19 protein-coding genes are annotated in these 17,023 nt (G+C 67.1%); 11 read left to right on the top strand and 8 right to left on the bottom strand.

Annotated features, from left to right (window positions below):
* Positions 1–3: 3 nt before the first annotated feature.
* Positions 4–993 carry a glutathione S-transferase family protein gene (locus tag ACP15I_RS15570; RefSeq protein ID WP_424975789.1) on the bottom strand — a complete coding sequence of 330 codons (990 nt, stop codon included), beginning with the start codon at positions 991–993 and terminating at the stop codon, positions 4–6.
* Between the two features lie 338 nt (positions 994–1,331).
* On the opposite strand from ACP15I_RS15570, the gene ACP15I_RS15565 reads away from it, so the two are divergent.
* The 8 genes from ACP15I_RS15565 to ACP15I_RS15530 all read left to right on the top strand — a co-directional run bounded on the left by ACP15I_RS15565 (position 1,332) and on the right by ACP15I_RS15530 (position 9,564).
* Complete coding sequence (locus ACP15I_RS15565) at positions 1,332–1,577, top strand: DUF6732 family protein (protein WP_424967224.1); 246 nt, start codon at positions 1,332–1,334, stop codon at positions 1,575–1,577.
* A complete protein-coding gene (locus tag ACP15I_RS15560) occupies positions 1,574–2,851 on the top strand; it encodes a sirohydrochlorin chelatase (protein ID WP_424967015.1) in 1,278 nt (425 codons plus the stop codon). Before ACP15I_RS15565 ends, ACP15I_RS15560 begins: the two co-directional genes overlap by 4 nt.
* Before the next feature lie 911 nt (positions 2,852–3,762).
* Positions 3,763–4,401, top strand: a complete 639-nt coding sequence (locus ACP15I_RS15555; RefSeq protein ID WP_424975950.1) for a precorrin-8X methylmutase — start codon at positions 3,763–3,765, stop codon at positions 4,399–4,401.
* Positions 4,398–5,603 (top strand): precorrin-6y C5,15-methyltransferase (decarboxylating) subunit CbiE, encoded by a 1,206-nt coding sequence (cbiE, locus tag ACP15I_RS15550; protein ID WP_424975788.1) that lies wholly within the window; start codon positions 4,398–4,400, stop codon positions 5,601–5,603. Before ACP15I_RS15555 ends, cbiE begins: the two co-directional genes overlap by 4 nt.
* Entirely contained in the window at positions 5,600–6,301 is a 702-nt protein-coding gene (cobI, locus tag ACP15I_RS15545) for a precorrin-2 C(20)-methyltransferase (RefSeq protein WP_424975787.1), read from the top strand. Before cbiE ends, cobI begins: the two co-directional genes overlap by 4 nt.
* Complete coding sequence (gene cobJ / locus ACP15I_RS15540) at positions 6,292–8,097, top strand: precorrin-3B C(17)-methyltransferase (protein WP_424975786.1); 1,806 nt, start codon at positions 6,292–6,294, stop codon at positions 8,095–8,097. Before cobI ends, cobJ begins: the two co-directional genes overlap by 10 nt.
* A 245-nt stretch (positions 8,098–8,342) precedes the next feature.
* Entirely contained in the window at positions 8,343–9,125 is a 783-nt protein-coding gene (gene cobM / locus ACP15I_RS15535) for a precorrin-4 C(11)-methyltransferase (RefSeq protein WP_424967011.1), read from the top strand.
* Positions 9,126–9,210: 85 nt separating this feature from the next.
* Positions 9,211–9,564, top strand: a complete 354-nt coding sequence (locus ACP15I_RS15530) for a hypothetical protein (RefSeq protein ID WP_424967010.1) — start codon at positions 9,211–9,213, stop codon at positions 9,562–9,564.
* 3 nt (positions 9,565–9,567) lie between these two features.
* Here ACP15I_RS15530 and ACP15I_RS15525 read toward each other — a convergent pair whose 3' ends face one another.
* Positions 9,568–10,740 (bottom strand): MalY/PatB family protein, encoded by a 1,173-nt coding sequence (locus ACP15I_RS15525; RefSeq protein ID WP_424975785.1) that lies wholly within the window; start codon positions 10,738–10,740, stop codon positions 9,568–9,570.
* Positions 10,741–10,851: 111 nt separating this feature from the next.
* On the opposite strand from ACP15I_RS15525, the gene def (ACP15I_RS15520) reads away from it, so the two are divergent.
* From def (ACP15I_RS15520) to fmt, 3 genes are read left to right on the top strand one after another with little or no spacing between them, the layout of a single operon-like run.
* Positions 10,852–11,376 (top strand): peptide deformylase, encoded by a 525-nt coding sequence (gene def / locus ACP15I_RS15520; protein ID WP_424967008.1) that lies wholly within the window; start codon positions 10,852–10,854, stop codon positions 11,374–11,376.
* 33 nt (positions 11,377–11,409) lie between these two features.
* On the top strand, positions 11,410–11,904 hold the full coding sequence (def, locus tag ACP15I_RS15515; protein ID WP_424975784.1) for a peptide deformylase: 495 nt from the start codon (positions 11,410–11,412) through the stop codon (positions 11,902–11,904).
* The gene (gene fmt / locus ACP15I_RS15510; RefSeq protein WP_424975783.1) at positions 11,901–12,800 is read left to right on the top strand and encodes a methionyl-tRNA formyltransferase; all 900 of its coding nucleotides are present in this window, start codon (positions 11,901–11,903) and stop codon (positions 12,798–12,800) included. The genes def (ACP15I_RS15515) and fmt overlap by 4 nt, the downstream gene beginning before the upstream one ends.
* Positions 12,801–12,982: 182 nt before the next feature.
* Here fmt and rnhA read toward each other — a convergent pair whose 3' ends face one another.
* The 6 genes from rnhA to ACP15I_RS15480 all read right to left on the bottom strand — a co-directional run bounded on the left by rnhA (position 12,983) and on the right by ACP15I_RS15480 (position 16,814).
* Positions 12,983–13,450 (bottom strand): ribonuclease HI, encoded by a 468-nt coding sequence (gene rnhA / locus ACP15I_RS15505; protein WP_424967005.1) that lies wholly within the window; start codon positions 13,448–13,450, stop codon positions 12,983–12,985.
* Positions 13,443–14,042, bottom strand: a complete 600-nt coding sequence (locus ACP15I_RS15500; RefSeq protein ID WP_424975782.1) for a class I SAM-dependent methyltransferase — start codon at positions 14,040–14,042, stop codon at positions 13,443–13,445. The genes rnhA and ACP15I_RS15500 overlap by 8 nt, the downstream gene beginning before the upstream one ends.
* Complete coding sequence (locus ACP15I_RS15495) at positions 14,039–14,491, bottom strand: DUF3429 domain-containing protein (RefSeq protein ID WP_424975781.1); 453 nt, start codon at positions 14,489–14,491, stop codon at positions 14,039–14,041. The genes ACP15I_RS15500 and ACP15I_RS15495 overlap by 4 nt, the downstream gene beginning before the upstream one ends.
* Positions 14,492–14,558: 67 nt before the next feature.
* Positions 14,559–15,521 (bottom strand): phosphatidate cytidylyltransferase, encoded by a 963-nt coding sequence (locus ACP15I_RS15490; RefSeq protein ID WP_424975780.1) that lies wholly within the window; start codon positions 15,519–15,521, stop codon positions 14,559–14,561.
* On the bottom strand, positions 15,518–16,177 hold the full coding sequence (locus ACP15I_RS15485; protein WP_424975779.1) for a lysophospholipid acyltransferase family protein: 660 nt from the start codon (positions 16,175–16,177) through the stop codon (positions 15,518–15,520). Before ACP15I_RS15485 ends, ACP15I_RS15490 begins: the two co-directional genes overlap by 4 nt.
* Positions 16,178–16,199: 22 nt before the next feature.
* Positions 16,200–16,814 carry a LysE family translocator gene (locus ACP15I_RS15480; protein ID WP_424975778.1) on the bottom strand — a complete coding sequence of 205 codons (615 nt, stop codon included), beginning with the start codon at positions 16,812–16,814 and terminating at the stop codon, positions 16,200–16,202.
* Between the last annotated feature and the right edge of the window lie 209 nt (positions 16,815–17,023).

Below are 17,023 nucleotides of genomic sequence, written 5' to 3'. Positions count from 1 at the left end.
GGGTCAGGCGGCGAGCAGACGCTCGCGGCCATGGGGCGCCATCCAATCGATCTCGGGATTGATCGGAATGATTCGGTGCGGATTGATGCTCTCGTGGCTGTAATGGTAGTGGCGCACGATATGGTCGAAATTCACCGTCTCGGCGACACCCGGCCATTGGAAAAGTTCCCGGGTATAGGCCCAGAGGTTGGGGTAATCGACCACGCGCCGCCGGTTGCATTTGAAATGCAGGTGATAGACCGGATCAAAGCGCACCAGCGTGGTGAAGAGCCGCCAATCGGCCTCGGTGATCCGATCCCCGGTCAGATAGCGGCGGGTGCTCAGCCGGTCCTCGACCCAGTCCAGCGCGCCGAACAGCGTGGTGACCGCCTCGTCATAGGCGGGCTGGCTCGTGGCAAAGCCGGATTTGTAGACGCCGTTATTGATGTCGGAATAGACCCGGTCATTGACGGCGTCGATCTCGGCGCGCAGGGCCTCGGGGTAGAAATCCTGAGTGTCGCCGGTCAGCCCGTCAAAGGCTGTGTTGAACATCCGGATGATCTCGGAGCTTTCGTTGGACACGATCGTCTTGCTCGCCTTGTCCCACAGGATCGGCACGGTCACCCGGCCCGAAATCTTGGGATCGGCCTTGGTATAGAGGTCTCGGGCAAAGGGCAGGCCATAGAGCCGGTCGCCCGTCGCCCCCTCCTGATCGGTCTCGAAGGTCCAGCCATCGGACAGCATGTCCGGATGCACGACCGAGACGTCGATATGCGGGGTCAGCCCCTTGAGCGCGCGAAAGATCAGCGTGCGGTGTGCCCAGGGACAGGCCAGCGAAACATAGAGGTGATAGCGCCCGCTCTCGGCGGGAAAGCCCGCCTTGCCCGAGGGGCCCGCGCTGCCATCGGCGGTGATCCAGTTGCGGAACCCGGCAGTCGACCGGACGAACTTCCCGCCCGTGCTTTTGGTGTCGTACCAGACGTCGTGCCATGTGCCGTCGACAAGCTGTCCCATCGTGGATCTCCTCTCCTTGCGTGCTCCAAGACCTAGCGGGCCGAGCGGTCTGCGGAAATACGCAGGGCCGCAGAGCCTCTCCCACATGGACGCACAGATCGGCCAAAGGTTCCGCGGCGCTTTGGCCTGTGCTGCGGCGCCGAAAGCAATTGCGCGCCTGCGGGGCGGCAGCTATGACCCGAAGAGACGACGCCCGTCATGGGCCAGAATGGTTGCCTTGCAGGCCGCTGACCCAACCCGGGAGCGCGCGGCAAGGATCGTCAGGGCGCTGCTCGCAACAGCGGCGCTGCGCATGGGCCAGGTCTGGACGGGCATGTTGAATGACAAGGACCGTGCCGATGACTCGCCTCTGCCTCCGTTTTCTCACTGCCTGCCTGGCGCTGGGCACCGGCCCGCTCTGGGCGCATCCCGGGCATTTGTCGGGGCTGGCCGGGCATGATCATTGGGTCGCGGGCGCGGCCATCGGTCTGGCGATCGCGCTGGGCATCTATGGCGCGCTGAAGGGGCGGAAATCCGACGGTCAGACCCAGGAGGCCGAGAGCGACGAGGCCGCCGAGGATGACAAGGCCGAGGCCCCCGCATGAGCGCGCCGGACGCGCCCGAGGGCAAGATCGGCGTCATGATCTGCGGTCATGGCTCGCGCAGTCAGGCAGCCGTGGATGAGTTCGCCCTGCTGGCCGAAAAGCTGCCGGTTTACCTGCCCGCCGGGTGGGAAATGGAATACGGCTATCTCGAGTTTGCCAACCCGGTGATCCGCGACGGGCTCGACAAGCTGCGTGCCAAGGGATGCGACCGGATCCTTGCGGTGCCGGGCATGCTCTTTGCCGCGATGCATTCCAAAAACGACATCCCCACGGTGCTGAACACCTATGCGGCCAAGCATGGGCTTTCGGTGTCTTATGGGCGCGAGCTGGGCGTGGACCCCAAGATGATCGCCGCCGCCGGGGCCCGCGCGATGGAGGCCGTGGCCGAGGCGAATGCCACCCATGGCGAGGTCGCGCTGCATGACACCTGCCTCGTGGTGATCGGGCGCGGCGCGTCGGACCCCGATGCCAATGGCAACGTGGCCAAGATCGCCCGGATGCTGCAGGAGGGGCTCGGCTTCGGCTGGTGCGAGGTCGGCTATTCCGGCGTGACCTTCCCGCTGGTGGAGCCCTGCCTGCAACACGCGGCCAAGCTCGGCTACAAGCGTATTCTCGTCCTGCCCTATTTCCTCTTCACCGGCATCCTGATCGATCGGATCTACGGCTTCACCGATCAGGTGGCGGCCGAGCATCCGGACATCCAGTTCGTCAAGGCGCTCTATCTGCGCGACCACGAGGCCGTGCTGCAGACCTTCGCCGAGCGCGTTCAGGAGCAGATGTCCGACACTCCGCCGCCCAATTGCGGGCAATGCGGGTATCGCGCGCAGGTCCTGTCGCTCGAGGATGGCGCGTCCCATGTGATCACCGCCGAGGAGCGGAGCCATCCCGCCTTTGGTGCCGTGCCGCCCGCCACCTGCGTGCTCTGTAAGTACCGGACGCAGGTTCTGGGTTTCGAGGCCGAGGTCGGCGCGGTTCAGGAGAGCCACCACCACCATGTGGAGGGGCAGGGGGCCTCGGCGCCCGGCTCGAACGTGTCCGATTGCAAGCTCTGCGACACGTTCTGCACCGGGCTCTGCCGGTTGGAGGCGCAGCACGATCACCATCACCACCATGGGCATGACCACAGCCATGATCACGGCCACGGCCACACGCATGGACACGATCACGGGCATTCCCACGACCACGGGCACCATCACCACCACGCGCCCTACCCCCATGCGAAACACCCGCACGGGCCTGAAAGCGCGCGCAAGTCGGCGAAGCCTGCCGGCTGATGACGCGGATCTTCGGTTCTTATCTCGTTGCCGATTGGTCGGCCAATGGCACGCCGAAAACCGGCAAGGACAGCATCTGGCTCGCGCTGGCGCGTCCGGGCCGTGACCCGCTGGTCGAGAACCCGGCGACACGGGCCGAGGCGGTGGCGCGACTTGCAGAGCTGATCGGGACCGAGCAGGCCGCCGGGCGACGGGTGCTGGCGGGGTTCGATTTCCCCTTCGGTTATCCGGCCGGCTTTGCGGAGAAGCTGGGCGAGGGGGCCGATTGGCGAGCCGTCTGGGCGCGCATCGCCGCCGAGCTTGTAGAGGGTGAGAACAACGCCAACAACCGCTTCGATGCCGCCGCCGCGCTGAACGGGCTGTTCCCCGGCATGGGGCCGTTCTGGGGCAACGGATTGAAACGGGACATTCCCGACCTGCCGCGCAAGCTGCCCGACGGGTTTGGCGAGACATTGCCGGTGCGGCTGCGCCATGCCGAGGGGCAGGCGAGTGCCGCGCAGGAGGTCTGGAAACTGTCGGGCGCGGGCTCGGTCGGGGGTCAGGCCCTGACCGGGATCGCCGCGCTCGAGGGGCTCCGCCATAGGCTTGGAGCCCGGGTCTGGCCGTTCGAGGCATGGTCGGACGGGACCGCGCCGGTCCTGGCCGAGGTCTTTCCTTCGCTGGTGGAGGTACCCCATCTGCCCGGCAAGGTGCGCGACGCGGTGCAGGTCGAAAGCCTGGCGCGTGCCCTCTCGGCGCTGGACGGGGCCGGGCGGCTTGCGGGGATGCTCGATGCGCCCAAGGCCCAGCCCGACGATGTGATGCGGCACGAGGCGACGATCCTAGGGCTCGGCTACGAGGCGCTGCTGGGCCGCGCGGTGACCGAGGCCGCAGCCGAGATCGCCACGCCGCCCAAGGCATCGCGCCCACCCATGCGACCCTATGAAAAGAACCCGTCCGCGATCTATGCCCAAAGCTTTGCCACCGTGCAGGCCGAAGCCAATCTTGGCCGCTTTCCCCAGGGGCTCGACCGTTTGGCCACGCGGCTGATCCATGCTTGCGGCATGGTCGAGGTGGCGGACCGGCTGGTCTTCTCGCCCGAGGCGTTCACGGCCGGACATGACGCGCTCCGGGCTGGAAAGCCCGTGCTCTGCGATTGCGAGATGGTGGGGGCCGGGATCATCCGGCGCTATTTGCCCGCCGAAAACCCGGTGATCGTGACCCTGAACGACCCGACCGTTCCCGCGCGCGCGCAAGACATCGGCAACACGCGCTCTGCCGCGGCGGTGGAGCTTTGGGCGCCGCATCTCGACGGCGCGGTGGTGGCCATCGGCAACGCGCCCACGGCCCTGTTCCACCTGCTGGAGCTGATCGATGCGGGAGCGCCGCGGCCCGCGGTCATCCTTGGCTTCCCCGTGGGCTTTGTCGGGGCCGCGGAATCAAAGGCCGAGTTGGCGCGGGATCCGCGCGGCTGCGATTTCGTTGCCTTGCGCGGGCGTCGGGGCGGCTCGGCCATGGCCTCGGCGGCGGTGAATGCACTGGCCGCGGGACTTCCGGAGATCGCTTCATGAGCACGACCCCCTGGCTTCATATCGTGGGCATTGGCGAGGATGGGCTCGCCGGGCTTCTGCCCGCCACGCGCGCGGTGGTCGAGGCCGCCGAGGTGATCGTCGGCGGCGAGCGGCACCATCAGCTTTCGGCTTCGGTCACAGCGGAACGTCTGGCCTGGCCCCATCCGTTCGACGCGCTGGTCGACACGCTGAAATCCCTGGCCGGGCGGCGGGTCGTGGTGCTGGCGACGGGCGACCCCCTGTGGTTCTCGGTCGGCGCGCGGATCGGGCGGGCCATACCGGCTGCCGAGATCACCTATCACCCGCAGCTATCCGCTTTTCAGCTGGCCTCGGTCCGGATGGGCTGGAGCCTTGCGGATGTCGAGACGCTCACCGTGCATGGCCGTCCGGTCGAGCAGATGATCGCCTTCATCCAGCCCGACCAGCGGCTCCTGATCCTGACCACCGGGGCCGAGACCCCGGGCCAGATCGCGCGCTTTCTGTCCGAGCGGGGCTTTGGGCAGTCGAAACTGACGGTGCTGGCGGCCATGGGCGGGCCGGAGGAGGCGCGGTTTGACGGCGTCGCCGAGAGCTGGGACCACGAGGTGCCGCCCTTCAACACGCTGGCGGTCGAGTGCATCGCGGCACCCGATTGCGCGCTGCTGCCCCGGGTGCCGGGGCTGGCGGATGATCTCTTTGTCCATGACGGGACGATGACCAAGCGCGAGGTGCGGGCAGTGACGCTGGCCAAGCTCATGCCGATGCGCGGGGCGCTCTTGTGGGACATTGGAACGGGCTGCGGATCGGTCGCGGTGGAGTGGATGCGCGGCGCACGCTATGCCCGCGCCATCGGGATCGAGCCGCGCGCGGACCGGCGGGCCATGGCGGCGGCGAATGCGCTGGCGCTGGGGGTGCCCAAGCTCGAGGTGATCGAGGGGACCGCCCCCGCCGCTCTGGCAGGGCTCGAGGCGCCGGATGCGATTTTCGTCGGCGGCGGGCTCAGCCCGGATGTGTTCGAGGCCGCCTGGAGTGCGCTGCGCCCCTTGGGGCGGCTGGTGGCCAATGCGGTGACGCTGGAGAGCGAGCAGGAGTTGATCGGGCTGCACGCGGCCCATGGCGGTGAGCTGACCAAGCTGTCGGTGCATCGGGCCGAGCCCGTGGGGCCGCGCACCGGCTGGCGGCCCTTCATGCCGGTGACCCAGTGGAGCCTCGTCAAGCGATGAGCGGGACCCTCTACGGAATTGGCCTCGGCCCCGGGGATCCGGAGCTGATGACGCTCAAGGCGGACCGGTTGATCCGTGGGGCGCGCGTGGTGGCCTATCCGGCGCTGGTCGCGGGCGAAAGCTTCGCGCGCGGGATCGCGGCAAGCGCGATCCCGGAGGACGCGCGAGAGATCCGGATCGAGGTCCCCATGACCCCCGAGCGCGCCCCGGCGCAGGCGGCCTATGATCGCGCCTCGACCGAGATCGCCGAAGCGCTCTCGGCGGGGGAGGACGTGGTGTGCCTGTGCGAGGGGGATCCGTTCTTCTATGGCTCTTTCATGTATCTCCATGCCCGGCTGGCGGATCGTTTCCCAGTAGAGGTCGTGCCGGGGGTCACCTCCATGACCGCTTGTGCTGCGCTGGCGGCGCGCCCCTTGGTGGCACGCAACGAGCGTTTGACGGTCCTGCCCGGGCCCTTGCCCGAGGCAGAGCTGACGGCCCGTCTGGCGGAGTGTGAGACGGCGGTGATCATGAAAGTCGGGCGACATCTGGCAAAGATCCGACAGGTGCTCGAGACGGTCGGGCTGGCGCGGAACGCGGTCTATCTGGAGCGCGCGACCCTGCCCGCCGAGAAAGCGCTGCCACTGGCCGAAGCACCGGACCCCGCCCCCTATTTTTCGATGATTCTGGTGACGAAAGGAGCCGATCCATGGCTGTGACGCCGATTGTTGTGGCGATTTCAGCCGCGGGTGAAGAGATGGCGCAGCGGATCGCGGCGGCGCGCGGTTGGGCGGTCCATGGCCGTGCCGGGCGCGTGGTGCAGGCGGATGCGCATTTCGACAATGCACTGACTCATGTGCGCGACCTCTTTGCCGCGGGTGTGCCGGTGGTCGGGGTCTGTGCGGCGGGGATCCTGATCCGCGCGGTGGCGCCCCTGCTGGCCGACAAGACCACCGAGCCGCCGGTGGTGGCCGTGGCCGAGGATGGCTCGGTCGTGGTGCCGCTTCTGGGCGGGCATCGCGGGGCCAACCGGATTGCGGCGGATCTTTCTGAGCTGCTGAGCGCTGTGTCTGCCGTGACCACTGCAGGCGACGTGGCGCTGGGCGTGGCGCTGGATGCGCCGCCTGCGGGCTACCGTCTGGCCAATCCAGGCGATGCGAAACCGGTGATGGCCGGGCTTTTATCCGGGGGGGGCGCGCGCCTTGTCGGCGAGCCGTTGTTCGATCTGCCTGAGGGCGATGGCGCGGAGATCGCCGTGACCGAGGCCCCGCTAGAGGGGGGGGCGACCCGCCTTGTCTATCACCCGCAGCGCTATGCGCTGGGCGTGGGATGCGCCCGGAATGCCGCGCCCGAGGTGTTGCGCGCGCAGGTTTTTGAGATGCTCGCCGAAGCCGGGATCGCCCGTGGCGCGGTGGCCTCGGTGAATACGCTGGACCTGAAGGCGGATGAGCCGGCGATGCACGCGCTGGCCGCTGAGCTGGACGTGCCCTTGCGGGTGTTCACGGCAGCGGAGCTTGAGGCCGAGGCGTCGCGTCTGGCCAACCCGTCGGAGGTGGTCTTTGCCGAGGTCGGGTGCCACGGTGTGGCCGAAGGGGCCGCGTTGGCGGCTGCGGGCGGTGATGCCGCGCTGGTGGAGGCCAAGCGCAAGACCGCGACGACGACCTGCGCACTGGCGCGCGCGCGGGAGCCGATCACCGAGTTGCACGGCCGGGCGCGGGGGCGGGTCTCGGTCGTGGGGATCGGACCCGGGCAATCGGCCTGGCGCACGCCGGAGGTGAGCCGGCTTGTGGCCGAAGCCGAAGAGCTGGTGGGCTATGGTCTCTATATCGATCTGCTCGGGCCTTTGGCGGCGGGAAAAACGCGATCGGACTTCCCGCTGGGCGGGGAAGAGGATCGGTGCCGCTACGCGCTGGAGCGCGCGGGCGAGGGGCGCAATGTGGCGCTGGTTTGCTCGGGGGATGCGGGGATCTATGCCATGGGCGCGCTGGTCTTCGAGCTTTTGGACCGGGGACCGGAGGCGCAGGGCGTGTCAGATGCGGCGCGGCGGGTCGAGGTGGTCTGCTCGCCGGGCGTCAGTGCCCTGCAGGCGGCGGCGGCCCGAGCCGGGGCCCCGTTGGGGCATGATTTCTGCGCGATCTCTCTGTCGGATTTGTTGACGCCCCGGGCAGATATCCTGCGCCGGTTGCAGGCGGCGGCGGAGGGTGATTTCGTCATCGCCTTCTATAACCCGGTGTCGAAAACGCGGCGGACGCTCTTGGCAGAGGCGCGCGAGATCCTGCTGCGGCACCGTCCGGCGGACACGCCGGTTCTGCTGGCCAGTTCGCTGGGCCGCCCCGAGGAGGAGATCCGCTATCGCCGTCTCGATGCGCTGGAAGTGGATGAGGTCGATATGCTCACGGTTGTGCTGGTCGGGTCCTCGAACTCGCAGCTGGCTCAGCTGGGCGCCGGGCCGCGCATGTATACGCCGCGCGGCTATGCGCGCAAGATCGACGGGGATCTCTCGGATGTGGGGTGATCCAATTGCGCAGGCTGCGCCTGCATTCGATTTTTTGTCCGCCCTTGGCGACGACAAGCGCGTGATACTGGGTGGTGCGGCGGCTTCGGGGGGCGGAGTTTCTGCTGCGCGGCCGTTTGCGGGCAGGTCTGCCGCAAACAGGCCAGTCCCAGTCTGTATCCGGGCGTCCGCGCCTCAAGGCCAAGCGGGCGATTCCCGGCGCTGCGCGGGCTGTGACCCGCGCCCGACCTCAAGGAGAGGCTGATATGACCGTGTATTTCATTGGTGCGGGTCCCGGGGATCCGGAGCTTCTGACCCTCAAGGCGCAGCGCGTGATCGGGGCGTGCCCGGTCTGTCTCTATGCCGGGTCGCTGGTGCCGGCGGAGGTGGTGGGTTGCGCGCCCGAGGGCGCGCGGGTGCTGGACACAGCCCCCATGACGCTTGAGGACACCCATGCGGAGATCGTTGCGGCCCATGGCCGAGGCGAGGATGTGGCGCGGGTGCATTCCGGGGATCCGTCGCTTTACGGTGCAATTGCCGAGCAGATCCGACGCCTGCGCGCCGATGGCATTCCCTATGAGATCATCCCGGGTGTACCGGCCTATGCGGCCGCCGCTGCGGCCCTCGGTCAGGAGCTGACCATCCCGGAAATCGCGCAATCCATCGTGTTGACCCGGGTGTCGATGAAGTCGACCTCCATGCCCGAGCACGAGACGCTGGAGAATTTCGCCCGCACCCGGGCCACTCTGGCCATCCATCTGGGCGTGCGGAACCTGCGCGAGATTGAGCGGGTGCTCACCCCCTATTACGGGGCCGATTGCCCGGTGGTCGTGGCCTATCGCGTGGGCTGGCCGGACCAGATGTTCCTGCGCGGCACGCTCTCGGATATCCACGCCAAGGTTCGGGCCGAGAAGATCACGCGCACGGCGCTGATTCTCGTTGGCCCCGCCTTGGGCGAGGTGGGGGATTTCAAGGACAGCGCGCTTTATGATCCCGAGATGCCCCATGTCCTGCGCCCCCATGCGCGCAAATCGGCAACAGCTGGCTGAGCGCGAAGGGGGCCGGGGGGACTCATCTTGATCTTCGCGCGTGGCGGCGCATTTTGTTTCTCGAGGGATACGAAAGGCTGCCGCCATGTCCAGTTATCTGCCCAAGGAGGTCCGCGAGGGTCTCGAGCAAGCCCGCGAGCGCGCGGCCCGCAAGTCCAGGACCCGACTGCGGGTGCATGTGGGTCCTGAAGCCTACACGATCCGGAAATTCGGGGCCGAGGCCTTTACGCTGAAGGCCGACGGCGCGCCGCATCTTCGTGGGCTCGTGGATATCTTTCGCGGCTCCGAGCACCTGTATCAGGCGCTCATCGTGACGGCGGCGCAGGACGGGCCGGAGATGCGCTATGAATTCAAGCGCATGACCCGGACCCGCAATCAGGTCCCGCTGGATTACGCGCGGGACCGCACCGCGCCTGCGGCGCTGATCACCAAGCAATAGGCCTTATTGCAGGTCCTTGAACGCATCTGCGAGGCGGGTCACCGCCTCGTCGATCCGCGCGCGGTTGGTGCCGATATTGAACCGCAGGAAGCTCTCGCCGCCCTGGCCCAGCGTATGCCCGGGGGTGGTGGCGATCTTGGCACTGCCATAGACCCGGTCGGAGAACTCTGCGCGGGCCATGCCGGTATCGGCGAAATCGACCCAGGCGAGATAGGTGCCCTGCATCGGCATCGCGCGCAGGCCGGGGATCGCGTTGACCCCGTCGATGAAGCGCGTCGCGTTCTCTTCGAGATAGGCGCAGAGCGCATCGGCCCAGGCCGCCCCCTCGGTCGAATAGGCCGCGCGGGTCAGGGCCACGCCCATCAGGTTGGGCTGCATATCGAGCGCATTGAAGAACTTGAAGAACCGCGCGCGCAGCTCCGGATCCGGGATGGTCACGCAGCCCGTGCGCCCGCCCGCGATGTTGAAGGTCTTGGAGGCCGATGTCGTCATGACCAGCCGGTCCGTGATCTCGGGGGCGGCCACATGCATCGGGATATGCCTGTGCCCCGCAAAGGTCAGATCCGCGTGGATCTCGTCCGAGATCAGCATCAGGTCGTGCCGCTGACAGAAGGCCGCCAGGCCGCTCAGCTCGGCCTGGCTCCAGACCCGTCCCGCCGGGTTATGGGGTGAGCAGGCGATGATCATCTTCTCGCGCCCCGAGAGCATCCCGTCATAGGCGTCGAAATCCATCCGGTAGATCCCGTCCTCGATCACCAGTGGCAGCTCGCGGACCACGCGCCCGGTCTTGCGGATCTTGTTGGCGAACTCGTGATAGACCGGCGAGAAGATCGCGATCTCGTCGCCAGGCTCGGTCAGCGCGTTGAGGGTGATCGCGATTCCGTTGCCGAGCCCGTATGTGGTGAACATCCAGTCCCGGTCCATGGTCCAGCCATGGCGGTCCCGCATCCAGCCGATGATCGCATCCTCATAGCTTTCGAGCCCGCAGAAATACCCGTAATCGGCGCGCTCCAGCAGGCCCCGCATGGCGTCCTGCAAAACGGGGGCCGGGGCGAAATCCATATCCGCGATCCACATGGCGAGCCCGTCTTCGGCAGGCACGCCAAAGGCGCGCTCCATCAGGTCCCATTTGGAGCAATCCGTGCCGCGCCGGTCGATCTGGGTGTCAAAGGTCATGAAGGTCTCCGTGAGTACCGGCCGAAGCTAGCGGGATCCGGGGCAGGTGCAAGTCCCCGGGCCGGGGGACACGATGTTGCGCTGACCATACGGGTCGATTACATCAGCTTCATGACCATTCGACCGATCCTGATCCACCCCGACCCGCGCCTGAAGAAAACCGTCGATCCGGTGGCCGAGGTCACCGACGAGATCCGCGCGCTCGCCGAGGATATGCTGGTGACCATGTATGACGCTCCGGGGATCGGGCTGGCCGGGCCGCAAGTGGCGGCGATGACCCGGATCATCACCATGGATTGCGCGCCCAAGGACGGGGACCCGGATCCGATGGTTCTGATCAACCCCGAGATCATGTGGTCCTCGGAAGAGATGAACACCTATGAAGAGGGCTGCCTCTCGATCCCCGAGATGTACGCGGATGTCGAGCGCCCGGCCGAGGTCGAGGTCCGCTGGACCACGCTGGACGGGGGCGAGGCCAGCGCCAAGATGGACGGGCTCTACGCCACCTGTGTGCAGCACGAGATCGACCATCTCGATGGCAAGCTCTTTATTGACTATCTCAAGCCGCTGAAGCGGCAGCTCATCACGCGCAAGATGGTCAAGCTCAAGCGCGAGCGGGCCCGTGCGGGCAGCTGACGCGCGCCTGCGCGCGCGCTCTGAGAGGCGGCGATGATCCGACCCTTCATCCCCTGGCCCGACAAGCGTCTGCGCAGTGCCGCAGAACCTGTCAACGAGATCACCGACGAGATCTGCGCCATCTGGGACGATATGATCGACACGATGGAGGCGATGCCCGGTGTCGGGCTTGCCGCCCCGCAGATCGGCGTGATGCAGGCCCTCGCGGTGGTCGACGCGTCCGAGGATCGCGGGCGCGCGGTGCGAATGGCCAATCCGGAAGTCCTCCATGCCAGTGCCAAGCTGCGCAGCCACGAAGAGGCCTCGCCGAACCTGCCCGGGGTCTTTGCCAAGATCGAACGTCCGCGCGCCGTGACGGTACGGTTTCTCGATGCGACCGGCGCGGTGAAAGAGCAGGATTTCGTCGGCCTCTGGGCCACGAGTGTGCAGCACCAGATCGATCATCTGGCCGGGCGGATGTATTTCGACCGGCTGAGCAAGACCAAGCGCGACATGCTGCTGCGCAAGGCACGAAAGCAGGGCAAATGAGACTGGTTTTCATGGGCACGCCGGCCTTTTCGGTCCCGGTGCTGGACGCGCTGGTTGCAGCCGGGCATGAGATCGCCGCGGTCTATTGCCAGCCGCCCCGCCCCGCAGGTCGGGGCAAGAAGCCCCGCCCGAGCCCGGTCCAGGCTCGCGCCGAGGCGCTGGGCCTGATGGTCCGTCACCCGGTCTCTTTGAAAGCGGCCGAGGCGCAGGCGGAGTTCGCCGCCCTTGGCGCCGAGATCGCGGTTGTCGTGGCCTATGGGCTGATCCTGCCGCAGGCGGTGCTGGACGCGCCAGAGCATGGCTGCTGGAACATCCATGCCTCGCTTCTGCCGCGTTGGCGCGGGGCGGCACCGATCCACCGGGCGATCCTCGCCGGGGATGCCGAGACCGGGGTCTGCATCATGCAGATGGAGGCGGGGCTCGATACAGGCCCGGTGCTGTTGCGCGAGGCCATACCGATCGGGCCCGAGGATACCACCGGCGCGCTCCACGATCGGCTCTCGGATCTGGGTGCGCGCCTGATCGTGGAAGCCTTGGCGCAGCGCCCGGACCTTGTGGCCGAGACCCAGCCCGAGACCGGCGTGACCTATGCCGCCAAGATCGACAAATCCGAGGCCCGGATCGATTGGACCCAGCCAGCGACAGACATCGACCGGCAGATCCGCGGATTGTCGCCATTTCCGGGGGCCTGGTGCGAGATCGCGGGCGAGCGGGTGAAGCTTCTGGCCTCCCGTCTCGGCAGTGGCACAGGCGCACCCGGTCAAGTGCTGGAGGGGTTCACCGTGGCGTGCGGCAACGGCGCGGTCGAGATCACCCGGGCGCAACGGGCCGGAAAGAAAGCGGCCGAAGCTGCGGATGTCCTCCGTGGTCTCAGCCTGCCTGAGCAGCTTTCCTGATCATCTGTTTGCGCTGGTGGCGCGGATGGGAGCCTCCGGCGGGGATATTTGGGGACTTAAGAAACCTGCTGCGAAAGGTCGGGCGGTCGGCCTGTCTGAAGCCGGTCAAACTTGGGCGCGCGCTGATGTCTTAAGTCCGGAAATATCCCCGCCGGAGGCACAAAATCTCTTCTGGTGCGCGCCTAGCTCTTGCTCTTGCCGGGTTTGAACGGGGCCATGCCGGCCCGGGCCAGCTCGTCGGCGCGTTCGTTTTCCGGGTGGCCTGCATGGCCCTTCACCCACTCCCATTGCACGTCATGCCGGGCCTGCGCTTCGTCGAGGCGACGCCAGAGATCCTCGTTCTTCACGGGCTTCTTGGTGGAGGTTTTCCAGCCATTGCGTTTCCAGCCGTGGATCCACCCGGTCACCCCGCCCTTTACATAGGCGCTGTCGGTCACGACCGTGAGCTGAGCGGGTCGTTCCAGCGCCTCGAGCGCGTTGATCGCGGCCAGCAGTTCCATGCGGTTGTTGGTGGTGTGGGCCTCGCCGCCCTTCAGGGTCCGCTCTTTCACGACCGCGTCGCCGTCGCGCGCAATCAGCAGCGCGCCCCAGCCCCCCGGGCCTGGATTTCCCGAACAGGCGCCATCGGTATAGGCAAAGAGCTCAGCCATGATCGGGTCTCCGGGAGGTGAGGATGATATAGGGATCGGTGCTGCCCGAGAGGCCCTCGCCCCGGCCGTAATCGGCATCGGTGACCGTCAGGCCCATCTCGGCGAGCAGGGCGCGCAGAGCCTCTTCGGTGTAATAGGTGTAGAACCTGCCGAGCGCGTCGCGTTCCTCGCCCTCTCCAAGCTTGAGGCCGAGATGGAACAGGCCGCTGGGGCGGAGCGCCCGGGCGATCGCAGCAAGGTGGCCCGGCATTTCGGCGCGCGGGGCGTGGAGCAGGCTGAAATTGGCCCAGATCCCGTCGAAGGCCGCCTCGGCGGTCAGATCGTCGAACCGGGCAAGGCGGGCATCCACGCCCAGCTCTCTGGCCTGGGCCACGAATTCCGGCGTCGCATCATAGGCAATGACCCGGTGACCGGCCTTCTGCATCAGGGAGGCCGCCCGCCCGGGTCCGCAGCCCAGATCGAGCACATCCGCCTTGTCCGGCAGCCCGTCGAGAAAGGCGCGCAGATGGCCATCGGCCCCCTTATCCGCAAATCGGGCGCGATACCGCTCGGCTTCGCGCCCATAGACCGCAAGGGTTTGCGGATCGCTCACAGCAGGACCCCGACCGCCAGACAGGCCACAACGATGCTGGTCAACAGCACGCGCAGATGCATCCACCAGGCCGGGGCGAGCCCTTGTTTCCAGAACAGATAGTCGAGCGCCAGGAGCCCGACAAAGCCCGTGATCAGGTTCATCTGGGCCGAAACCGGCCCCCCACCGACCATGAAAAACGCCCAGAGCGCGGGTACGACGCTCAGCCCGTAGCCGGTCGTCGCCACTGTCCCCGTCGCCTTGGTTGCAAAGCCCCAGAGCACGCCGGACATGAAGGCCAGAATGATCGTGCCATAGAAGATCTGCACATAGGGCCCGATGAAGCGGGGGCCGAAGCTGTCCATCCCGAAACGCGCCAGCCCCTCGGACAGGAGCGTGCCCGCGCCGAACAGGAACGGGAGCAGACCGGCGAGACCGAGGATCAGGGCGGAACGGGGGATCTGTGTCATGGGGCCTTTGTGCCGCCCCCGCCGGGAGGCTGCAAGAGGGCGCTGTCTGTGCCGGGCAGTTTGCGCCTCAGGGGCTTGCGTCGAAGAAGAACCGCACCACGTGAAAGAAGATCGGCGCGGCAAAGAGCACGGAATCGAGTCGATCGATGAAGCCGCCATGGCCCGCGAACATCGGGCCCCAATCCTTGACCCCGCGATCCCGCTTGATCGCATTCATCACCAGCGCCCCGAACATCCCCACAGCTGCCACCATGAGCGCGAGCAAAAGGGCCTGCCACGGGGCGAAGGGCGTAATCCACCAGAGCGCACCGCCGATCAGGCTCGCCAGCAGGACACCGGCCATCGTCCCCTCCCATGTGCGCGAGCGCGACAGGGCGGGCGCGATCTTGCGCCGTCCGATCAGCTTGGTCCCGGCATATTGCAGCACATCCGCGATCTGCACCACGATGACCAGCCAGGCGATCAGCAGGATCAGTCGCCCATCATAGCCGGGGATCTCGAGCGTCAGGAGCGCGGGCACATGGCTCATGCAATACACGCAGATCATCAGCGCCCATTGGGTTTCTGCCACGCGTTCGAGGAAGTTCGTCCGATCCCCCTCCAGCGCCGAGAGGATCGGCAGCAGCAGAAAGGCATAGACCGGGATGAACATCGAGGACATCCCGTACCAGCCCATCCCGACCAGCACATATTGCACCGGCAGCACCACGAAGAAGGACGCGGCAATCGCCCAGTGGTCGGCCACCCGTTTCCGGGTCAGCGTCATGAACTCCCGCAGGGCCGAGAAGGAGCAGATCGCGAAAAGCACCACGATCCCCGCATCCCCGCCCAGCGAGAACAGCGCAACCAGCGCGGTCATCGCCCACCAGGCCATGATGCGCGCGTTCAGGTTCTCGATCGTGGTGTTGTACTCGGTGGGCGCATAGCGCCAGCGCAGGGCCTCGCCCAGCAATGTCGCGAGGATCAGGAGCGTCCCGACGCCGATGATCTCCCAAGCGAAAGGATGGGGCTCGAGCGGGATCTCTGTCATGCGCGCGGCCCTCCATTCTGCGGGCGCAGGGCGACCATCGCGTCCGAGGCGCGGGTGAGAAAGGCGTCGATGCTTTCACCCGACTGCACCCGGACCGGCGCGCCAAAGCTGACCGTGCAGAGCAGCGGCACCGGGATCACATGGCCCTTGGGCATGACGCTGTTGAGGTTTTCGATCCAGACGGGAACGAGGTCGAGGTCGGGCCGCGCCTTGGAAACGTTGTAGATGCCTGATTTGAAGGGCAGGACCGGCTGATCGGTCATGTTGCGCTTGCCTTCGGGGAAGATGATCAGGGAATCCCCCTGATCCACCGCCTCGAGGATCTTGGCCACGGGATCCTCATCCCCCCGATGCTCGGGCCGTCGTTCGATCATCACGGCGCGGACGACCTCATGGCCGACAAAGGCGCGCAGCCTCGATTTCAGCCAGTAATCGCTGCCCGCGACCGCACGGGTCTGCTTGCGCAGGCGCGGGGGCAGGACGGTCCAGATCAGGATCAAATCGGCGTTGCTGGTGTGGTTGGCGAAATAGACCCGTTGGCGCGGGACAGGTTCAATCCCTTGCCAGATCGCCCGCGGCGCGGTCAGCAGCCGCGCCAGCAGGATCAGGCCCGAGCCCAGCAGCCAAGCCGCAAAGGAGGTGACCAGCCGCTTCACGGGCCGGGACAGGCGCGGCGCGTCACGCGCGCTCCATCGCAAGCCGCCCGGCCAGCAGTGCGAAGACCGCCGCGAACGAACGGTTCAGCCAGGTCATCACCCGGGCCGAGCCGAGCATCCAGTCCCGCGCCTTGGCCGCGAAGGCGCCATAGCCGAGAAAGACCACGAAGGTCATGGCCATGAAGACCGACCCGAGCAGGGCCATTTCCGCCGTGGCGGTCGCTGCGTTCCCGCTCAGGAACGGCGGCAGCAGTGCGAGGAAGAAAATCGACAGCTTGGGGTTCAGGATGTTGATCAGTGCCCCGCGCCGGGCGATGCGCCAGCCGGGCTCGGCGGTGGTTTCCGCCCGGACCTGCAGCGCGCCGCCGTCGCGCAGCGCGCCCCATGCGAGCCAGAGCAGATAGGCCACCCCCGCGAACTTCACCACATTGAACAGCAGGGCCGAGGTATGCAGCACCGCCGCCAGACCCAGCGTCGCCGCCAAAAGGTGCGGCACGATCCCGAACGTACATCCCAGCGCGGCCCAGGCCGCCGCCCTGCGCCCGCGACCCAGCCCGAGGGCGAGCGTATAGACCACCCCGGTACCCGGCGACAGGACGACCACAAGGGCAGTAAGCAGGAAGGACGTGGTGATCATCGGGCCGGACCTTTCGCAGAAACCTGAAAGCGCCCCAGCGTAAGGCGAAACCAACGCGCTTGGCCAGCGTCTTGGCGCCTTCCGGTCCACAGAGCCTGTGGTTCGGGCGAGCGCGACGCGGATCCCACATCCCGGGCGTGCTTTCCCGACGGAGGCGCTGGTATTTACAGGCTATTTCGCGGGTTTATGGGCACCGTCCACGTGGCGGG

Source organism: Dinoroseobacter sp. S124A (assembly GCF_049801015.1).
Taxonomy (GTDB): Bacteria; Pseudomonadota; Alphaproteobacteria; order Rhodobacterales; family Rhodobacteraceae; genus Dinoroseobacter.
This window is presented reverse-complemented; position numbering and strand designations above follow the sequence as displayed.